The sequence below is a fragment of the Achromobacter sp. 2789STDY5608621 genome, from assembly GCF_001299375.1.
GTDB classification, from domain to species: Bacteria; Pseudomonadota; Gammaproteobacteria; order Burkholderiales; family Burkholderiaceae_B; genus Achromobacter; species Achromobacter insuavis.
On record NZ_CYTU01000006.1, the window covers coordinates 137,181 to 155,337 of the forward strand.

The 18,157-nt window shown below is 65.4% G+C and carries 19 protein-coding genes; 8 read left to right on the top strand and 11 right to left on the bottom strand.

Annotation, left to right across the window (positions count from 1 at the left end; all coding sequences use genetic code 11):
• Positions 1–10: 10 nt before the first annotated feature.
• Genes AOZ53_RS09195 through AOZ53_RS09235 form a run of 9 tightly spaced genes read right to left on the bottom strand, consistent with a single transcriptional unit; the run spans position 11 to position 7,736 of the window.
• A complete protein-coding gene (locus AOZ53_RS09195; RefSeq protein ID WP_003105079.1) occupies positions 11–2,902 on the bottom strand; it encodes a conjugative transfer ATPase in 2,892 nt (963 codons plus the stop codon).
• Positions 2,902–3,351 carry a TIGR03751 family conjugal transfer lipoprotein gene (locus AOZ53_RS09200; RefSeq protein ID WP_003109775.1) on the bottom strand — a complete coding sequence of 150 codons (450 nt, stop codon included), beginning with the start codon at positions 3,349–3,351 and terminating at the stop codon, positions 2,902–2,904. The genes AOZ53_RS09195 and AOZ53_RS09200 overlap by 1 nt, the downstream gene beginning before the upstream one ends.
• Positions 3,332–4,750, bottom strand: a complete 1,419-nt coding sequence (locus AOZ53_RS09205) for a TIGR03752 family integrating conjugative element protein (RefSeq protein WP_003109776.1) — start codon at positions 4,748–4,750, stop codon at positions 3,332–3,334. The genes AOZ53_RS09200 and AOZ53_RS09205 overlap by 20 nt, the downstream gene beginning before the upstream one ends.
• A complete protein-coding gene (locus tag AOZ53_RS09210) occupies positions 4,740–5,651 on the bottom strand; it encodes a TIGR03749 family integrating conjugative element protein (RefSeq protein ID WP_003105643.1) in 912 nt (303 codons plus the stop codon). Before AOZ53_RS09210 ends, AOZ53_RS09205 begins: the two co-directional genes overlap by 11 nt.
• The gene (locus tag AOZ53_RS09215; protein ID WP_003105641.1) at positions 5,648–6,340 is read right to left on the bottom strand and encodes a PFL_4703 family integrating conjugative element protein; all 693 of its coding nucleotides are present in this window, start codon (positions 6,338–6,340) and stop codon (positions 5,648–5,650) included. The genes AOZ53_RS09210 and AOZ53_RS09215 overlap by 4 nt, the downstream gene beginning before the upstream one ends.
• Positions 6,337–6,735 (bottom strand): TIGR03750 family conjugal transfer protein, encoded by a 399-nt coding sequence (locus tag AOZ53_RS09220; protein ID WP_003105639.1) that lies wholly within the window; start codon positions 6,733–6,735, stop codon positions 6,337–6,339. Before AOZ53_RS09220 ends, AOZ53_RS09215 begins: the two co-directional genes overlap by 4 nt.
• Before the next feature lie 11 nt (positions 6,736–6,746).
• A complete protein-coding gene (locus AOZ53_RS09225) occupies positions 6,747–7,106 on the bottom strand; it encodes a TIGR03745 family integrating conjugative element membrane protein (RefSeq protein ID WP_003090173.1) in 360 nt (119 codons plus the stop codon).
• Between the two features lie 16 nt (positions 7,107–7,122).
• The gene (locus AOZ53_RS09230) at positions 7,123–7,356 is read right to left on the bottom strand and encodes a TIGR03758 family integrating conjugative element protein (protein WP_003050225.1); all 234 of its coding nucleotides are present in this window, start codon (positions 7,354–7,356) and stop codon (positions 7,123–7,125) included.
• Positions 7,353–7,736 (bottom strand): integrative conjugative element protein, RAQPRD family, encoded by a 384-nt coding sequence (locus AOZ53_RS09235; RefSeq protein WP_003105635.1) that lies wholly within the window; start codon positions 7,734–7,736, stop codon positions 7,353–7,355. Before AOZ53_RS09235 ends, AOZ53_RS09230 begins: the two co-directional genes overlap by 4 nt.
• Positions 7,737–7,939: 203 nt before the next feature.
• On the opposite strand from AOZ53_RS09235, the gene AOZ53_RS09240 reads away from it, so the two are divergent.
• From AOZ53_RS09240 to AOZ53_RS09275, 8 genes are read left to right on the top strand one after another with little or no spacing between them, the layout of a single operon-like run.
• Positions 7,940–8,410 (top strand): helix-turn-helix domain-containing protein, encoded by a 471-nt coding sequence (locus AOZ53_RS09240; protein ID WP_003050245.1) that lies wholly within the window; start codon positions 7,940–7,942, stop codon positions 8,408–8,410.
• A complete protein-coding gene (locus AOZ53_RS09245; protein ID WP_003109777.1) occupies positions 8,407–8,982 on the top strand; it encodes a PIN domain-containing protein in 576 nt (191 codons plus the stop codon). Before AOZ53_RS09240 ends, AOZ53_RS09245 begins: the two co-directional genes overlap by 4 nt.
• A 17-nt stretch (positions 8,983–8,999) precedes the next feature.
• Positions 9,000–9,914 (top strand): CBASS system CD-NTase-associated protein Cap6, encoded by a 915-nt coding sequence (locus tag AOZ53_RS09250; protein WP_003105629.1) that lies wholly within the window; start codon positions 9,000–9,002, stop codon positions 9,912–9,914.
• A complete protein-coding gene (cap8, locus tag AOZ53_RS09255; protein ID WP_003105626.1) occupies positions 9,911–10,381 on the top strand; it encodes a type III CBASS phage resistance system CD-NTase-associated protein Cap8 in 471 nt (156 codons plus the stop codon). Before AOZ53_RS09250 ends, cap8 begins: the two co-directional genes overlap by 4 nt.
• Complete coding sequence (cap7, locus tag AOZ53_RS09260; protein ID WP_003090159.1) at positions 10,378–10,878, top strand: type III CBASS phage resistance system CD-NTase-associated protein Cap7; 501 nt, start codon at positions 10,378–10,380, stop codon at positions 10,876–10,878. The genes cap8 and cap7 overlap by 4 nt, the downstream gene beginning before the upstream one ends.
• Positions 10,878–11,780 carry a CBASS oligonucleotide cyclase gene (locus tag AOZ53_RS09265; RefSeq protein ID WP_003105624.1) on the top strand — a complete coding sequence of 301 codons (903 nt, stop codon included), beginning with the start codon at positions 10,878–10,880 and terminating at the stop codon, positions 11,778–11,780. Before cap7 ends, AOZ53_RS09265 begins: the two co-directional genes overlap by 1 nt.
• Positions 11,781–11,818: 38 nt before the next feature.
• The gene (gene nucC, locus AOZ53_RS09270) at positions 11,819–12,544 is read left to right on the top strand and encodes a CBASS effector endonuclease NucC (protein WP_003050273.1); all 726 of its coding nucleotides are present in this window, start codon (positions 11,819–11,821) and stop codon (positions 12,542–12,544) included.
• Between the two features lie 9 nt (positions 12,545–12,553).
• On the top strand, positions 12,554–15,178 hold the full coding sequence (locus AOZ53_RS09275) for an AAA family ATPase (protein ID WP_003116812.1): 2,625 nt from the start codon (positions 12,554–12,556) through the stop codon (positions 15,176–15,178).
• Between the two features lie 40 nt (positions 15,179–15,218).
• On the opposite strand, the gene AOZ53_RS09280 is transcribed toward AOZ53_RS09275, so the two are convergent.
• Together AOZ53_RS09280 and traD are read right to left on the bottom strand one after the other, a co-directional pair.
• Positions 15,219–15,968 carry a TIGR03747 family integrating conjugative element membrane protein gene (locus AOZ53_RS09280; RefSeq protein ID WP_003105620.1) on the bottom strand — a complete coding sequence of 250 codons (750 nt, stop codon included), beginning with the start codon at positions 15,966–15,968 and terminating at the stop codon, positions 15,219–15,221.
• Entirely contained in the window at positions 15,965–18,157 is a 2,193-nt protein-coding gene (gene traD / locus AOZ53_RS09285) for a type IV conjugative transfer system coupling protein TraD (RefSeq protein ID WP_003116813.1), read from the bottom strand. Before traD ends, AOZ53_RS09280 begins: the two co-directional genes overlap by 4 nt.

An 18,157-nucleotide genomic window follows, 5' to 3' on the forward strand; every position in this document is an offset into this window, starting at 1 on the left:
TACGGCAGATTCAGGGCAGGTCCAGGGTCGGCGACTCGATGCCACGTGCCCGGTCGATCTTCTCAGCCACCTTGAAGGCGGCATCCAGCTCGCTGACGCCGTGCTGCTGCATGAGCTGGTAGCGTTCTGCCTTCTCCTCGGGCTCGGTTTGCGCGAGCGCGAGGTAGAGACTTGGCGGCACGGCGCGGAACAGCACTTCCATGCTCTTGGAGAGGATGACGCCCTCGGTGAACTTGCCCGCTTCCTTGCGTGCGGAGAGCATCAGCGCCTTCTGCGCCGGCGAGAGTTCGCGGAACCTGGCGATCTTCTCCACTTCGTCCGGCGGCATCGACAGGCACACCCACCACTCGATCATGTTGAGCATGGGCTCTGCGGCGCGCGGCAGATCGTCGATGTTTTGCGTCGCCAGCCAGAACCAGGCGCCCAACTTGCGCCACATTTTTGTAATTTTCACGACATAGGGCGCGAGCAGCGGGTTCTTGGTGATGATGTGACCTTCGTCGGTCACGTTGACGATCGGCCGGCCCAGGTACTGGTCGCGCTCGGCGATGTTGTTCACCGTGCTGATCAGGCTGATGTAGGCGATGGAGAGCTGCGCGTTGTAGCCCTCGCGGGCATAGGTCGCCAGATCGACCAGCGTGATGTCGGCCTCGGGCCACGGCGTGCCGTCACGGTCGAACATCTCGCCGTCCGTGCCTTGGCAGAACATGTCCATCGCGTCCGCCATCTCCAGCAGCCGCACGCGCCGCATCTCGGGCAGCGTCGGGTCCTGGCCACGGGCGCGCAGCGCGTTGCGCACGTCGCGCGTGAGCACGGTGCGCTTTTCGGCCACGCAATGTTCGGCGGCGTCGAGGATGCACTGGCGGATCAGCGAGCGGTCGGCCCGCGTCATCCGCGCTTCTTCCTTGTCTTCGCCGCCCGTGATCATCAGCCGCGCTGTGATCTCCAGTTCGCCCAGCACGTCGCGCTGCTCGTCCGCTTCCATGGCCGAGGCATCGGGGGGCAGGTCTTCGTCCAGCGCGTCGGCATCGAGCGTCTGTACGTCGCTGGGCGTTTCGATCAGCCGGCGTGCGTCGGCGAACGGCGCCAGGCTGATGCCCGATCCGGGGGCCAGCTTGACCCGGTTCACGGTCAGGCCCAGGCGCCTGGCGAAGTCGCTGAACAGGCCGAAGCTGTTGCCGGCTTCCACGATGAAAAGCCGCGGCCGGTAGATGGCCGTCACCTGGTTCAGCAGGTTGTTGAGCGTGGCGGACTTCCCCGAGCCGGTGGGGCCAAATAGAAACAGATGGGCATTCATCTGCCGATCCAACCTGTTCAAGGGGTCGAACGTAATCGGGCCGCCGCCGCGATTGAACATCGTGATGCCGGGATGCCCCGTGCCCTGGGCGCGGCCCCATACTGGCGACAGGTTCGCCGCGTGCTGGGCGAACATCAGTTGCGTGTACCACCGGCGCCGGTCCTTGCCGGGGTTGTAGCAGCACGGCAGCCAGCGCAGGTAGCTGTTGAGCGGCGCCACCTCGTCGTCCTCGCGCACCGGCTGCAGGCCGGCGTTGAGCATCACGTTCGCGAGGTCCAGGCCGCGCCGATCCAGTTCCGCCTCGTCGCGCCCGCGTAGGTAGAACGCCAGAGTGCCCCGGTAGAGCTTGTGCGCGCTGCCGATCAGGGAGCGGGCTTCATGCACGTCCTTGAGCGTCTGCTCCGACGCCAGCGTCTCGCCCACAGCTTTCTTCGCCAGATGGTTGAGGTCCGATTCGAGGACGTCCTGCGGCGTGGCCACCATGGTGAGACACATCAAGGTGTCCTCGGGCATCTGGTCGAACAGCGTGTTGATCGCGTCCCCCTTGCGGGTCTCGCCGGTCAGGTGCCCGGTGCCGGGCGGCATGCGCAGCCGGTCGGTGATCAGCACGCGGTGCGGCATGCCGTCGAAGTACCAGGCCCCTTGCGCCACGTCCGAGCGCGGCTGCCCAAAGAACAGCCGCTGGCTGAAATCCCGCCCGCTCGCCAGCTCGATCTCGCCGGCCTCGCTTTCCTCGGTACTGTCCGGATAGCGCGCCAACGCGTAGAAGCGCTCCCGGTCCTCCACCCCAGGCCCGAGCAGCGTGGGGCGCGGGTTGAACCACCGCAGCAGCCAGTCGTGGACGTCGGCCGCGACCATGCGCCGGGCCTGGATGCCGGCGTTCGCCAGGCCGCCGCACAGGCGGTCGCAGACGATGCCCAGCATCTGCTCGGGTGTCTGGCCGCGGCGGTTTGCCTGTCCCTGTCCGCTCGCGCGGCGGTACACCACCATGCGCACGCGCCGCGTCTGGCCGCGCCAGCGCAGCCGCGTGACCACCGTGTCCTCGAACAGGCCGCCGGGCTTGGCCACAGCGCGCAGGTGGTGGCCGAAGAAGCGCAGGTAGAACTCGGTGAACGCCGAGCCGCGCGCACGTGGCTGCACGTAATCGCGCAAGGTCTGCATGTACTGGTCGAAGCTCGGTTCGTCCTGGGCATAGAGCTGGAGCACCCACGGGTTCTCGTCCAGTTCATCGAAGCTGTCCTGAAGCGCGTTTTCCAGGGCGTCGCGGGCATGCGCGAGCCAGCCGGGTTCCCGGCCTTCGGTGCCCAGCGGCACCAGCTCGTAGAAGGCGGCCACCGATTGGCCGTCCTCCAGGAGCATCGATTTCGACTCGGGCAAGAACTCCACCCAGGGCAGCAGTTCCACGAAGGACGGTGCGACGTCGTACAGCGCCTGCTCGTCGGCCACGGTCGCCGGCTTGCGGCCCTGGACCGCGGCGCCGGGTTCGGGGATGCCGGCTTGCTGCAAGGCCTCGACGTGGCGCTGCCAGCCGTCCGGCTGCTCGTCGGCGGCGGTGTCTTCGGCGCTGACGGCAGCCAGCTTCGGCCATGGAAGTTTCCACCGCATCAGTAGTCCTCCGTCCTCTCGCCAGGCATCGCGTACTGCACGCGCTGGTACAAGGGGAAAACCGTCGTGTAGCCCGGCACGGGAACGGGGTCGGTGCCGGCCAGGTGCGGGTACACGTACATCACGAGATCGGGATTGGGCAGACGCTGGAACTGGCGGTGAACCTCATTGCGCGCGGTGCGCGTGTAGCGCATCTGCTCGACAGGTGCGGCCTGCACGTCGGCGTCGGTCAGGGGCCGACGCAGGCTCTGGCGCGCATCGAGCAACTGGCGGCCGGCGTTCCGTCCGGCTGCGCCACCGCCGTCGCCGGCCTCCTGCTGCCAGATGTCCATCATCGTGCGGTCACCGTGGGTCAACAGCTTTTCCTTGCTGGTGGCGCAGCCGGCGAGCACCGCGACGGCGAGGGCCAGTGCTAGGCCACGGGCCAGGTTAGTCAAGTTCAAGGGCATGGCTTTCTCCTGCGCGGTGATCGACCTTGCGGCCTTCGGGATCGAAGTCGATGGCGAGCGGCTTTTCGAGGTGGACGGCAACCTTGGCGCCGGGTTGGACATAGACGGCGGCGAAGGCTTGGCCGTAGAGCTTGTTGACCCAGGCCGACATGTCCCGGACACCGCCCGCGAGAATCTGGCCGACCGCTTCTTGGCCGGTGATGCCCACGGTGCCGATGGAGCCGTCCGAGCCGACATAGGACATGCGGCCGCTGCCACTCTCGATGAGCGAGGCCACACCGGCACCGGCCGCGGTGATTAGGGCCTGCGAGCCGAGGTATTGCTGGGCGTTGCTGCGCCGCTCGCCGCTGACGCAAGGAATGCCGTGGGGATCGCTGATCCAGCCCAAGCCGTCGCGCTGTTGGTTGTTCTGCTGGTTGCCCTCGCGGTCTTCGGGGATCGTGCGAATCGTGCCGTCGTTGAAGACGAACGTGATGCTGCGCACCTGACCTCGCACGCACGAGAGCGTCCAGTCGCCCGAGGCGGTGCCGCTGAACACGGCGCCGGCCACGTCGGGAATGTCGATGCCATTGGCGGTCAGGTTGTCCGGCCCGACCAGAACTTTGAACGGATAGGGATCGTTGACCGTGCCGTCGATCGGCACGCGGCCGATCAGGGCCGTCATCGCCACCGATCCCATTAGCGTCGAGTTGGTCGGCACGGTATAGACCGGCTTGGCATTCTTGACCCCGGCGGCGCGGGCGCCCGCGTTGGCCACGGTTTCAGCGGTGGTTTCGAGCGTGCTCTGCGCCGGGCCGAAGCTCGTGGGGAAGCTCATGCCGCCGCTCGCGCCACGCCCCCCGTTGCGCCCCTCGGCGGGCTTTGCGTCGTCCGGCTCGACCCACCGCACGCCGCCCTCCATGCCGGCCTCGTCGCCGCCCTGCAGCCCCAGGCCCACGGGCAGGTCCGCATGGCCGCCGCCGCGCCCGCCGATGCTGTCCAGGCGCCGCTGCAGGTCGGCGAGCAGCCCTTCGGTCTGCTGGCGCGCGCTGGCCGCCTGCTCTTGGTCGCGGCGCAGGTTGGACCGCTCGGATTCGAGCGCCGAGTTGATGCGCTGGTCGATGGAGTTCTCGCGCTGGCGCAGCCGCTGGTTCTCTTCACGCTGCGACTTGTTGTCCGAGAGCGCGGTCTGAAGCTCGGTGCGCAACTGCTTCACTTGGGCAACGAGCGTCGCCACGGTGTCGCGCGGGGTGTCGCCTTCGATGCCCAGCGCCTTCATTTCCTCGGGCGTGAGCTGGGCGCCGTTGTCCGCCGCGGGTGGCGCCGTGCCGCCTCCACCCGAGAACAGCCGGATACCGGCGAACAGCACCAGGATGGCGACAGGGATCATCAGCCACTTGAGCAGGCCGTTACTGCGCATGGCGGGCCTCCTTGGCGTTCTCGTCGCCGTCCGGCTGCGGCAGATGCACGGCAGGGTCGAAGCGGTGAATCGCCGGCAGCAGCGACTGCGCGAGGCCGCGGCCGCGCGTGACCAGGTACAGCACGGTCGTGTCCTCGGTCGTGCCGCGCGGGCCCAGCGCCTCGTGCTGGAAGGTGGCGGTGAGGAAATCGCCTTGCAGCACGCGCGGGTCGAGCGCGACCCAGTCGGCGCCGGTGTTGGTGAGGCGCACGGCAGTCACCCATTGGTCTTCCAGGCGCCACGACGCGAGCACGGCCGCGCGCACCGGCAGCGTTGGCATCAGTGTGTCCAGGTCGAGGTCGCGGGGAAGGTTGACCCGCATGACGCCCGGAAGCGGCTCGACGGTGCGCAGCGGTGCGTAGAGGTTCTGCGCGGCGAAGCGCGTCAGCACGACAGGGACCGGAGTTTCGCGCCGCGCGGTCCGCGCACCTGCCTGGCCCTGGGCGCGTGCCGGGGCCTCGGCACTGTCGGCCTGCTCGCCATAGCGTCCCGGTGCGCTGTCACCCTCGACGATGCGCACCGGCTCCAGCTCGGCTTCCCCGTCCTTGGGCGGTTCGGCTGCGATGTCCAGCAGGATCAGCGCGCCCGTGTCGGCGTCCTGCAGTTGCAACCGCGTGGGCTCGATCGGCTCGCTGGCACGCAGGTACACCGCGCCGCCCGCACTCTGCACGCGCAGGCGTTTGCCCACGCCTGCGGGCACGCCCACGCGCACGTTCCGGTCGATGAATACGATGCGTTCCTGACCGACCTTCAGCGGCACTGCCAGTGGCATGCGTTCCCAACGCAGGATCTCCACCGCCTGGGCGACGGGTGCCGCGGCCACGGCCAGTAGCCCCAGCAGCGCGAGTACAGGATGCTTCATGGGGTGTTTCCTCCTTGAGGCGCTTGCGGATTCAGGTCACTCGGCGCCGGGCGCGCCGGCTCCGGTGCACTGATGCGCTGGGGCGCGCCTTCGTAGCAGTCCAGCGCCAGGCCGAACGGGTTGCGGGCGGGATCGACGTCCACCCGCGTGACCTTGATCGGATAGCGCACCAGGGCGCGTTTGACCTGCTCGGCGCCGTAGTACTCGTCCGCCGTGATGTCCAGCGTCACCACCCAGTCGCGATCGGATACGGTGCGCACGCGCGCCGTGGGGTCGTCGCCATAGCCGCGGCCGGGAATCTCGTAGATGCCGCGCACGCGCTGACGCAGCTCGCCCGTGGAGCGGCGGTAGTCATAGTCCGCCCGCAGGAAGGCCTGGCAGGACGGGGTGAGGTACGGCGAGAGCGTATGGAGGTTGCGCGAGTAGTCTTCTTCGCCATTGGTCGGCCAGCGGTTCAGCGTCTGGAACACGTAGAACGTGAACGCATAGACCGATTCGGGCGGCACTTCCCACCACTTGCGGGTACTGCCAGAGCGCAGGTCGGGCGGGACGTGGATGGTCAGGTCGCGCGGCGCGCTCCACCAGCCGCCGCCCATGACCAGGGCGACAATGACCAGCGCGCCCGCGCCCAGGCGCAAGGTCTTGATGTGCGCCTGCAGGTGGGCGATCTCGTTCTTGAAGCGGCTCATCGCATGCTCCTGCGGGTGGACCAGAAGCCCGAGCGCGAGATCAGCACGTGGCCGCCCACCCAGCCGGCCATCAGCGGATGGCGCGTTGCGATGCGCCACTGCAACTGTCGATACAGCCAGGTGTCGGGGCGCCCACGCTTGAGGCGGCGCAGGATGCCGCCGCCGATGAACACGCCCAAGGCCACGCCCAGGACAACGAACGTCGGTGCGATGGCGATCGTGCGGAACACCCACGAAAGCGGCGCGCCGACCAGCAGGCCGGCCGCGCCGGACAGGCCGCAGCAGATCCACAGCTCGTCGGCGGTGAGGCCGCGCACGACCACGGGATGGCGGTTGAGCCGGTGCGGAAGGAACGTGACCGTCCCGTCCGCACGGACGTGCTGCTGCTCGGACATACCGGCCTCGCTTACAGGATGCCGGTGGCTTCGGTGAGCAGCCAGATGCCGATCACGAGCAGCACGGCGCCGATGGCGACCGTGAGGCCGAATTGGCCCCACGTCTTGCGGCCGGTGTGGATCTCCGCGTAGGTGCCGTAGGCGTGGTAGCAGACGCCGATGAACATCGACGCCACCACCAGCAGGGCCACGAGCATGATGATGTCGTAGCCGTAGTTGCGGATGGTCTCCATGATGCCGTTGCCGGTGCCGCGCGTCGGGTTCTCCAACTGCGGCAGACCTTGCGCGAACGACAGTGCGGGCAGCGCGGCGGCGCCCAGGGCCACGGCGGCGCGCTGGGCAAAACGGGAAGTGAGGTTGCGGTTGTGCATGGTCGGGCCTTTCATGTCAGGACAGGAGGAAGAAACTCAGGACGAGGTACATCGCGACGAAGCGGATGCAGACGCCGAGGAACTGGCGCTGGTTGAGGCGGCTCTCGGACCACCCCACATAGGCCGTTCGGATGGCCCAGACGCCCCACACGAGCAGGACCGCGAACACGACGCCGACCAGGACGGTCGCCATCGCGGAAGGCGCGATACCGCTGTTGGCTTGAAATGCCGAGACCTGGGCGCCGTTCATTGCTCGCCCTCCGCAGTCGTCTTCGGCGATGGCGAAGCGGCCCGCTCGGTGCGGTAGTCGCCGGCCAGTTCGGAGGGGTCGCGCGGCTGAGCGCGTGATGGCGTCAGGTGGAACTGGATGCCGGCGCGCACGCGCGCCAGGTCAGCCAGCAGCCGTGGGTAATCGAAGTGGTAGCGCTCGCCCGGCTGGATGGGGGCATGCGCGGCGCTGTCCGCGACGGTGCGTTCCAGCGCGTCGAGCTGGCGCAGCGCGGCGACCAACTCCTGGCGCTGCGCCGGGGACTCGGCCAATGCCATCGGGGACTGGCCCAGCACGAGGGCCGTCACGAAACAAGTGGGCACGCCGCGATGCGCGGCGCGCAGCCAGATCGAAGCCACCATCGCGCCATTCCTGTGTGATCAGCAATGGGTTGATCGTGGAGATCAGGGCTGTTTCAGGCCGCAAACAATAGGAACTGGCGGACGACCGGATTGGGCATGCTGCGAGCGAACCTACAAAAGCACGGGTCGCGCTTCGATTATTGCGTTTTTCGAGTATTTCGAATATGATCGGCTCTGCAACCGTTTTCGCTTAGGAGCTACCCATGACCACCGCCACTGCCCAATCCAAGATGACCCTTCCCGCCGCGGGAGAGGTGAAGGCAGCCGTCCAGGGTCAACGTGCCTTGGCGGCTTACCTCGCAACCCAGTTCGAGACGCAGCACATCCAGATCTTTGATGACCACAAACAGGCTCATCAGGTGGAACTGCCTACCTCGGCTTTACGCCTGCTGGTCGACATCCTGGCCGAGTTGGCCGATGGCAATGCAGTAAAGGTGGTGCCCGTCCATGCAGAGCTGACGACCCAAGAGGCGGCGGACTTGCTCAACGTGTCCCGTCCCCATTTCGTCAAGCTGCTCGAAGATGGGGTGTTGGCATTTCATCGCACCGGCAAGCACCGCAGGGTGAGGTTCGCCGATCTGATGCAGTACAAGGAAGCGCGCGAGCGCGCCAGTGAGCAGGCGATGGCCGAACTCGCTCAGCAGTCGCAAGAGTTGGGAATGGGATACGAATGAGGCATTCCCCATTCACCGCCGTCTACGACGCGTGCGTTCTATATCCCGCGCCACTGCGGGATTTCCTGATGTGGCTCGGCCTGTCTGGCCGCTTCCGGGCGCGGTGGAGCCAAGCCATTCATGAGGAGTGGAAACGCAACCTGTTGATCAACCGCCCCGATCTCACCCGGGTTCAGGTCGACAGGACGTCGGATCTCATGGACCGGGCAATTCCGGACGGCTTGGTGGAGGGCTACGAAGCGCTCGTGGCAGGCCTGACATTGCCCGATCCGGACGACCGGCACGTCCTGGCTGCGGCGATTCGCTGCGGTGCGAGCGTGATTGTGACGTTCAACGAACGGGATTTCCCGAACGATCTGCTGGCTCCGTACGGCATCGAATCGCAGCACCCCGATGAGTTTGTGGACAACCTACTGGATCTGGACGCGGCCGCCGTGGTGTCGGCTGCGCAGCGCCAGCGTGCCCAACTCAAGCATCCGCCGATCGAGGTGGACCGCTATCTCGAAATCCTGCTGCGCCAGGGCCTTGTGCAAACGACCAAGGTGCTGGCGACCTATCGCACCATTCTCTGACCCGCCGAGAGCCACGGATGACCAAGAATCCTTCATCAGACGCCACTTTGCCGAAAGGCATCCATCGAAGCTGGAAGCTGCCGGACACGTCGCTGGGCGCCCTGTGGGATTCCATCGTCATGGACGAAGCTCTCAAGAAGCAGTTGCTGTCACAGGCGATCGTCAACTTCACGGTGCGCCCCAAGGTGGAGCGCACGGTACTCCCCCTGCACGGCGTGATCTTGTTGGTCGGCCCGCCGGGGACTGGGAAGACCTCCTTGGCACGGGGCTTGGCGCATCGTGTGGCCGAATCTTTTTCTTCTGCGAAGTTTCGATTGCTGGAAGTAGAGCCTCACACGCTGACGAGCTCTGCAATGGGAAAGACTCAACGCGCCGTGGCAGACCTGTTCTCGCAATCGATCGCAGAATCCGCAGCGGCGGGCCCGACGATCGTCCTTCTGGACGAGGTCGAAACGCTTGCGGCTGATCGAGCCAAGCTCAGCCTGGAAGCCAACCCGGTTGATGTGCACCGGGCCACCGACGCGGTGTTGGTGCAGTTGGACATGTTGGCCGAACGCAACCCGCATCTGCTGTTCGTGGCCACCAGCAACTTCCCACAGGCCGTCGACAGTGCCTTCCTATCTCGTTGCGACATGGTGATGGAGGTGCCACTGCCCGGCAAGGATGCCTGCAAGCAGATCCTGGTGGACTGCCTGAATGGCCTGGCAAAGACATTTCCGGGGATTGGCAAGCTTTCCTCGGCTCACCAGTTCGACGCGTGCGCTGGCGAGTGCGTCGGATTGGATGGTCGGGCCATTCGCAAGGTCGTAGCCAACGCCCTCGCGGCCGACCCGCAAGTGGCTATCGATCCGAACAAGCTTTCCGTAGAGCACCTGCGCAGTGCGATACGACAGGCAACGCAAATGCGCCTTCAAGGAGGGAAGCAAAAATGACCACCGTTGTCAGCCGGACGTTTCGCAGCTCGCCGCACCGCGATGCGTTGCAGACGTGGGATGCCATTGTCGAACTGCTCACTCAGGGCAAGGACGGCACGGCTCGCTCTGAACTCAGGGCCGTGGCGGGCGTGGCCGCCAGCTTGATCGCCGACCAGGCACCCAAGAGCGCGCCCATCGTTGCGACATGCGATGGACCACGGACCAGGATCTACTGCCTCTTCGACGAAGACGCGATCGATGGTGATGATGCCAACGAAGAAGTCTTGGGGTTCGAGCCGTTGAAGGGAGACTGGGGAGTCTCGCTGCCGTGTCCGAAGGAGCAGCTCGGCTGGGTGCAAACCGCGCTCAAAAAGCACAGTTCTCGCATCATTGCACGGGACTTGAGCCAAGGAATTGCCACGCAGGCGCAGGCCGATGCTGGACAAGCGCTGTCGCTCGACCTCGGAGGTTTCCTCAAGTCATGAGCACCGTCGCCACCTACTCGTACACGCACTCGGTTACCTATGTGACCGACAACATCCTCAAGAGCTTGAAAGACATCATCCTGCTCAGTGGGCTGGACCCCGAGCACTTCGCGGATCGCTGGGAGAGCAATACCCGAGCCATCAAGACGTGGCTCGGGACCGGTGATCTGCGCAAGGTGATTCTGGAGATCTACAACCCGGCAACCGACAAACTCGTGACCCGATGGGATATCGACATCGTGTATGGGTGGTCCGATGGCGACGGCAGCTTCTGGACGGATACCGAGCAGTTGAAGTACGCGATCAAGAAAGCTGGGCTGCTGCCATCGCAGGCCAAGTACAAGTTAATGCTCGATACAAAGCCAGGGCGGCCTGATGTGGAGGGGTGGAGCAAAGGAAGTTATCGCTCGACGGATGGAATGGTCAAGCAGAGCCTAGGCTCGACTGTCGAACACAGCGGCCTGGCGGGTCAGGCCGGATATTGGAGGCAACGCTGATGCTGTCGATCGATGAAGCTTTTCGCAAGTTCAAGTCGCGTCTGGAACTCAACGAACGCGAACAGAAGAATGCCTCGCAACGCCAGAACGAAGTGCGGGACTACCTGCAGACCAAGTTCGGCATTGCGCGCAGCTTCCTGACCGGGTCCTATGCTCGATACACGAAGACGAAGCCGCTCAAGGATATCGACATCTTCTTCGTGCTGAAGGACTCGGAGAAGCATTACCACGGCAAGGCCGCATCGGTAGTGCTGGATGATTTCCACTCTGCATTGGTGGAGAAATACGGTTCGGCGGCCGTGCGCAAACAGGCGCGCTCGATCAACGTGGATTTCGGTGTTCACATCGACGCGGAGGACAACACGGACTACCGGGTGGTCAGCGTGGATGCGGTGCCCGCATTCGACACCGGCGACCAGTATGAGATCCCCGATACGGCGTCCGGAAAGTGGATCAAGACGGACCCGGAGATCCATAAGGACAAGGCGACCGCAGCGCACCAAGCCTATGGCAATGAGTGGAAAGGTCTCGTGCGCATGGTGAAGTACTGGAACAACAATCCCAAGCACGGCGATCAGAAGCCGGTGAAGCCCTCGTTCCTGATCGAGGTAATGGCCCTTGAGTGTCTTTACGGCGGCTGGGGAGGATCGTTCGATCGCGAGATCCAGTCGTTCTTTGCCACGCTTGCCGATCGTGTTCATGACGAGTGGCCGGATCCCGCCGGACTTGGCCCGGCGATCAGCAACGATATGGATGCCGCGCGCAAGCAGCGCGCGCAGCAGCTGCTGTTCCAGGCGAGCCAGGACGCAAGCATCGCCATCGACCACGCGCGTCGTGGTCGCAATATCGAAGCGCTTCGCGCCTGGCGCGCACTGTTTGGCCCCAAGTTCCCACTGTCCTGATTCCATCGGCTTCCATACACGTCCCATCGAGGTACAGCATGTCCCAGTGGTCGCTTTCCCAGCTCCTGTCGTCCCTGCATGAAGACATCCAGCAGCGCTTGTCCGTAGTACGCAAGACCTTCGGTCACCCGGGTACGAAGGGGGATGCGAGCGAGAACGTCTGGATCGACATGCTGGATACCTATCTGCCCAAACGGTACCAGGCGGCGAAGGCGCATGTGGTGGACAGCCTGGGGAACTTCAGCCAGCAGATCGATGTGGTGGTGTTTGATCGGCAATATTCGCCTTTTATCTTCACCTACGAGAACGAGACGATCATTCCAGCCGAAAGCGTGTACGCCGTGTTCGAGGCCAAGCAGACGGCTGACGCGGGGCTTGTGGCCTATGCCCAGGAGAAGGTCGCCAGTGTGCGCAGGCTGCACCGCACGAGCCTGCCGATCCCGCACGCTGGCGGGACCTACCCAGCGAAGCCGTTGATTCCGATTCTGGGTGGCTTGCTCACCTTCGAGAGCGAATGGAGTCCTGCATTGGGCCCATCCATGGACAAGGCGCTGAACGCAAACCTCACCGAGGGGCGTCTGGACATCGGATGCGTTGCCGCCCACGGGCACTTTTTCTATGACCAAGCCAGCGGCGCGTACAGCTACACCAACGAAAACAAGCCGGCGACCGCGTTTCTTTTCAAGCTGATCGCGCAGCTTCAGTTCAGTGGAACGGTCCCCATGATCGATGTGGAGGCTTACGGTCAGTGGTTGACCAAGTGAGGGGTCGCTGTGGCAAGCATACGTTCGGAGTACCACCGGTTCCTGGCGCACTTGACGCAGCGGCACGTGCACGACGACGTGCGCCGGCTGGCGCACCTGGTGCTCGATCACCTGCAGCCACTGGCCGAGGTCGGTGCTGCACGCCGGGGGCGCTCCACGCGCTTGGCGCCGCTGGCCATCGCGCATCTGGCGCAGATGCCTGTCGCCTACGACGGGGACGCGCGCGGCCCCGAAAACGGGCCGGCGCTCGGGCGACTGCACCAGCTCGAAGTCGGGCCGTTTCGAGGATTCATGCGGCAGGAGACGTTCGACCTCAGCCATGACATCACCTTGGTCTACGGTGCCAACGGCACCGGCAAGAGCAGCTTCTGCGAAGCCTTGGAAGTGGCGATGCTCGGTTCGATCAGCGAAGCGCAGGCCAAGCGGGTCGACCAGCGGACGTACTGCAACAACGCTCGCCTGCGCCGCCACATCGCGCCAGTCCTGTCGTCTACGGCGGCGGGCGAGGCGCAGGCCGTCCAGCCCGACGAAGCTGAGTATCGCTTCTGCTTCATCGAGAAGAACCGCCTCGACGATTTCGCCCGAATCGCCGCGCGGACCCCGAGCGATCAGCGCCAGCTCATCGCCACCCTGTTCGGCGTGGACCAGTTCAGCGAGTTCGTGCGCGGCTTCAACCCCTCGCTCGATCAGGACCTGATGCTTGCCGGCGTGCAGGCGGCGCAGCTGGCGCAGCGTCGCCTGCAGTTGGCGAACTCCGAACAGACCATCGCCGCCTACCCGCAGAAGATCGCAGCGGTCGAGGGCCTGGAACAAGCTTTGGCGCAGCGCATGTCACCTGGCGCGACCTATCAAACCTGCGTGGACTGGCTGCTGGGTACGCCGCAGCAGCAAGGACGGCTACCGTATGTCCAGGCTCAGCTGGACGCCAACCCGCCTGCCATTCACGAGGTGACCCAGGCCCGCCTGCAAGCGTTGCTGGCAGAGGCCTACCGCGTCCAGGGACTGTGGCAAGCGTCTTCCGCGCAACTCGCGGCCCGCGCCGGCGAGGTGTCGTACGCGAAGCTCTACGAGGCCGTGCAAGCGTTGGCGGACGGGGCGACCGCGTGTCCGGCATGTGGAACCGAACTGGCCGCCGTGGCGCAGGACCCGTTCGCCAGGGCGCGAATGGGCCTGGAGCAGCTCGCGCAACTGGCCGTCCTGCAGCAGCAGGAGGCCGGGCATCGGACACAGTTGAGCGAGGCGGTCCGAGCGCTGTGTGACGAAATGCGCCGCGTGGTGGCGGCGGCTGGGGTCGCTTGTCCTGCCGAATCGCAGGCCGCGGGCCTGCCACTGCTGCCTCCCACGTCGGCGGGCAATTGGCTCGGCGGCGGGGTGAATGGGGACCAGCGCGCCTGGCAAGCCCTCTTACGGATCGCACAGATCATCGAAGGCTTCGACGCGCAGGCGCGCGACGTGAATGCCCAGCGCGGCGCGATGGCCCAGGAGCGGGACCGCCTGCAACAGCATCAGCTGGAGATCGAACGGCTGCGGACCATGCGCACGACTGCGGATCAGGAGCTGGCGGCCGCCCGCCAAACCGTGGCCCAATTCGACGACGCGAACCGCGGCCTGATCCAGGCGGCCACGGACGAAATGCCGGTGGTGGTGCACCATCAGCGGGTCAAGGCCGCCTACGACGGTTTCCTGCCCGAGATTCAGGCATACCTGACCGCTCTGCCGGGGGTTCTGCTACAGGGGCTGGGAGACCAAGCCCGCCATCTCTACAACGCATTCAACCGGGCCGATCCGCCCGGCGATCTGCTGCACGCGCTGTGGTTGCCCGTGGCCGAGAACGGCAAGATCGAGGTGGAGTTCGCCGGCGAGCCGGGCGCGCGCTACGACGCGTTGATCGTCTTCAGCGAAGGGCACATCAAATGCCTGGGCCTGGCGATTCTGCTTGCCAAGAACCTCGCGCAGGGCTGCCCCGTGGTCATATTCGATGACGTCGTCAACGCGATCGACGACGACCATCGCGATGGCATCTGGCGTACCTTCTTCGAGGACGGTTTGCTCCACGGCAAGCAGGTTATCCTCACCTCGCACGCAGAGGAGTTCCTGCACCGCATCCAGCAGGAGTTGGGCGTGCGCCGCGCCGCGGCCATTAAGCGCTACAAGTTTCTCCCGCATCAGGGAGAGCACGAACTGCGGGTCGACAGCGACCCGCCAGCGAAGAACTATGTTCTTCTGGCCCAGCAGGCGTTGGCGGCTGACGAGAAACGCGAGGCACTGCGTCAGGCCCGGCCGGCGCTGGAGAGTCTGACGGACCGCCTGTGGACGTGGCTGGGTCGGCGGGCGGACGGCCGGATCGACATCAAGCTGAGCGGGCCCCGCGCGCCTTGGGAGCTGAACAATAAATGCACCAAGTTGCGGTCGGCCGTCGAGCGTATCGCGGCGCAACATGCGGGTGCGCCGGATGCCGTAGGGGCGTTGGTCCGGCTGCTCAATGTCAGCGGTACGAGTATTGAATGGGGTTACCTCAATAGCGGTGTGCACGACGCTCAGCGCGATCATGAGTTTGATCGGGCGACGGTAAGAACGGTCGTCGAGGCGGTTACGGCGTTGGATGCTGCTCTTGATACCCTGCAGAACCGATGAACGGCACACGGCTTTGCAGAGCCGTGCCGCCCGTGTCACCTCATAAGTACTTCTTGAAGCTGCCTGCGGTCAGGCTGACTGCCATCCCCAGCAACGCCGCGCTGGGCAGCAGGATGACCAGAGGATGCACCGATATGGGCAGAGCGAGATAGGTGGCCCAAGGCAGCACGGCCAACGGCATCAGGCTGGCCTTCGCGCGGTGGTAGATGAAGCCGGATTCGCGGCCCGCGCCGAACCGGCGCACATCCCGTCGCACCAGGCCGTCAATCAGGCCGACGAATGCCGCCGTGAGGATCAGCGGCAGCGTGAGCACCAGGACCAGCAGGCGCACCAGGAAGGTGAGCGTCGTGAAGGCCGCAGCGATCAGGTAGCTTTCGGCCCAGACATAGACTTGGCTGATGTAGTAGCGGAAGTTGCGGCTCTGCCCGTGGCTGGGCGCGCGGACGCGCTCGGCGGTCTGGCTCATGCGCTCCAGCAACCCCGAGCGCACGAACACCCACTCGTACCCGGTATCCACCAACTCGTGCGCCGTGCGCCCGGGCTCCTGTACCACCACGCTGCGCGTGAAGTGGTTGGACAGGTGCCCGAGTTCGTACCGCAGCATCTGCTGGGAGTGGCGCCAGCCCTGGTCCTTCCAGAACAGGTGCATGCCGGCGCACTCCACCACGATCGAGAACAGCAGCGAGCCAATGAGCACCCCGAGCAGCCGGAACGGTAAGGTGATGGTGCCGACGATCAAGCCTTGGCGATGGTTCTGCTCCCGCTGCGCGGTCGAGGCGGCATCCTTCATGGCACGGCCTCGTTGCCCGCGCCATCGTCGGCGCCGGTGGCCACCGCGCCGGGCTCGGCCGCAGCGGCATCGTCCAGCAGGTCGTCGGGCAAGGCCGCATCCTGCAAGGCCGACGAGCTGGTGAACTCCCACCACTGCGTGGCCTCGCTGTAGCTCTGGCGCATGTACCCGGCCAGTTGCTGCAGGTCCGCCGGCATCACTTCATCCGGGTCCGGCGCCGGCAGCGGCATACGCACCTTCCAGAGCTGGCCGCCCTGCAGCAGCGCGAAGCACTGGCCCTTGGGCAGGCCGACGACGTGTGACGGCTCGATCATCGGCACGCTGGCCATGCTGATGCGGTCCTGGGTGTTCGACGTGAAATCCGTCGCGCCGCGGATGTCTGAGCTGTCCGTCGCGCCCGAGACGATGGTGGTTGTATAGACCTCGACCTTCGGCAACTGCCTCGTCAGCAGTTCCGCGGTGGCCGTCTCGCGCACGCGCAACATGAATAAATTGTTGAAATTCCCGATCACTTGGCCGGCCTTCGCGCGATTTCCGATGCGGGCCTCGATGTCCGAGAGCGTCTGCGTGTACGCCGTGACTTGCAGGCCGGCACCGCCGCCCTTGTTGATGAGCGGGATGAATTCATCGCCCATCAGTTCATTGAATTCGTCCGCGTGCACGTTGATCGGCACGCGAGCGCCAGCCACTGCGCCGGGCAGGCCATCGTCGATTCCGTGCTTGTAGATGTGTCCGGCCACCGAAACCAGGTCAGAGAACATCGAATTGCCGACCGCTGCGGCGACCTCGGCGTCAGACAACGCATCCAGACCCACATAGACGATGGCCCGCTTTCGGATGACCTGCATCCAGTCGAAGATCGGGCGCGGGTCGGCCAGGTCGGAGTAGTTCGGCGCCAGGAGCTGGGCGATCTTGCCGCTCGTGAGCTTTTCCAGCAGCGGCAGCAGCGATGCAACGATCTTGTCGAAGTAGGTCTTGTCGTAGCGCACCGCCGAGCGCAGGCCATCGAGCACAGGGTCGTAGTTGCGCGCCTGGGAGAGGTATTGCTCCAGCGCCACCACACGCTTCTCGCGCCCGATCATGTTCCTTGGGATGTTCTTCTCGTTGAGCTTGGCCTCGATCTGGACGATCACCTCCCAGGCCTTGGGCTCCGTCTTGGCAAAGTAGTGCTGGGCGTACTCAATGAACAGCGCGTCGATGTTGATGACGTGGCGCTGGATCAGCATGTAGTCCGGGCGCTGCCCCAGTTCCACCAGGGCGCGGGCGATGATGTTCACGAAGCGCCATGCGAACTCGCGGAACGCCGCGCTGTTGCCTTCGCCGGAGAGCTGCCCCGCGATGCGTGTCGCCACTTCCGAGATCCGACCGAAGCGGCCCACGGCGTTGTAGCGGGCGCTGATTTCCGGCCAGCCCAAGTGGAAGATGTAGAACTCGCCTTCGCGGCCAGCGCGCTGGGCTTCGACGTACATCCGTTTCAAGAGATCGGCATCCCCCTTGGGGTCGATGACGATGACGACCTCATGCTCGCCGGCAGCATTCCTGCGGCGGATGTCCTGCGTGACGAACAACTCGGCCAGGCGCGTCTTGCCCACCCGCGTGGTGCCCAGCACCAGCGAGTGCCCGACGCGCTCGCCCAGCGGCAGGCTGACGTCCACTTCGTCGGGCTCGATGCCGTGCAGCCTTGGCAGGCCGCCGACAGGCGGCAACGGGCGCACGGGGTTGAAAGGCGCGTCCCAGCCGGTGAGCTTCGGCAGGCGCGAGAGCGGCAATGGCGCGAATTCCAGCCGTTCCTCCAGGCGCCTGGTCAGCCGGTAGGCCGGCGTCGGCTCGACGTAGCGGCGGAACTCGGGCCGGTACGTCTGCATCAGCCGATGCGTGTGCTTCTGCTCCCAGAGAAAGCCGCGCCCCACGAATAGGCGCTGCTGGCTGACCGGCACGTCCTTGCTGGTCATCACGTAACGCGGCAGACGGCGGATGTTGCGCCGGTAGCGCAGGATGATGCGGGCATCGCGGTAGCGGATCGCGCCGTAGGCGCCGAACGCCAAGGCGCTGCCGATGCCCATGGCCGGGCTCAGCGCGAGCGACCATGGGGCCACCAGGCACAGAAACGCGGCGCCTGCACACGCCGCGACGGTGTATAGCTCCACCGCTGGGCGTAGCAGAACCTCGACCGGCTGTTTGCCCGACAT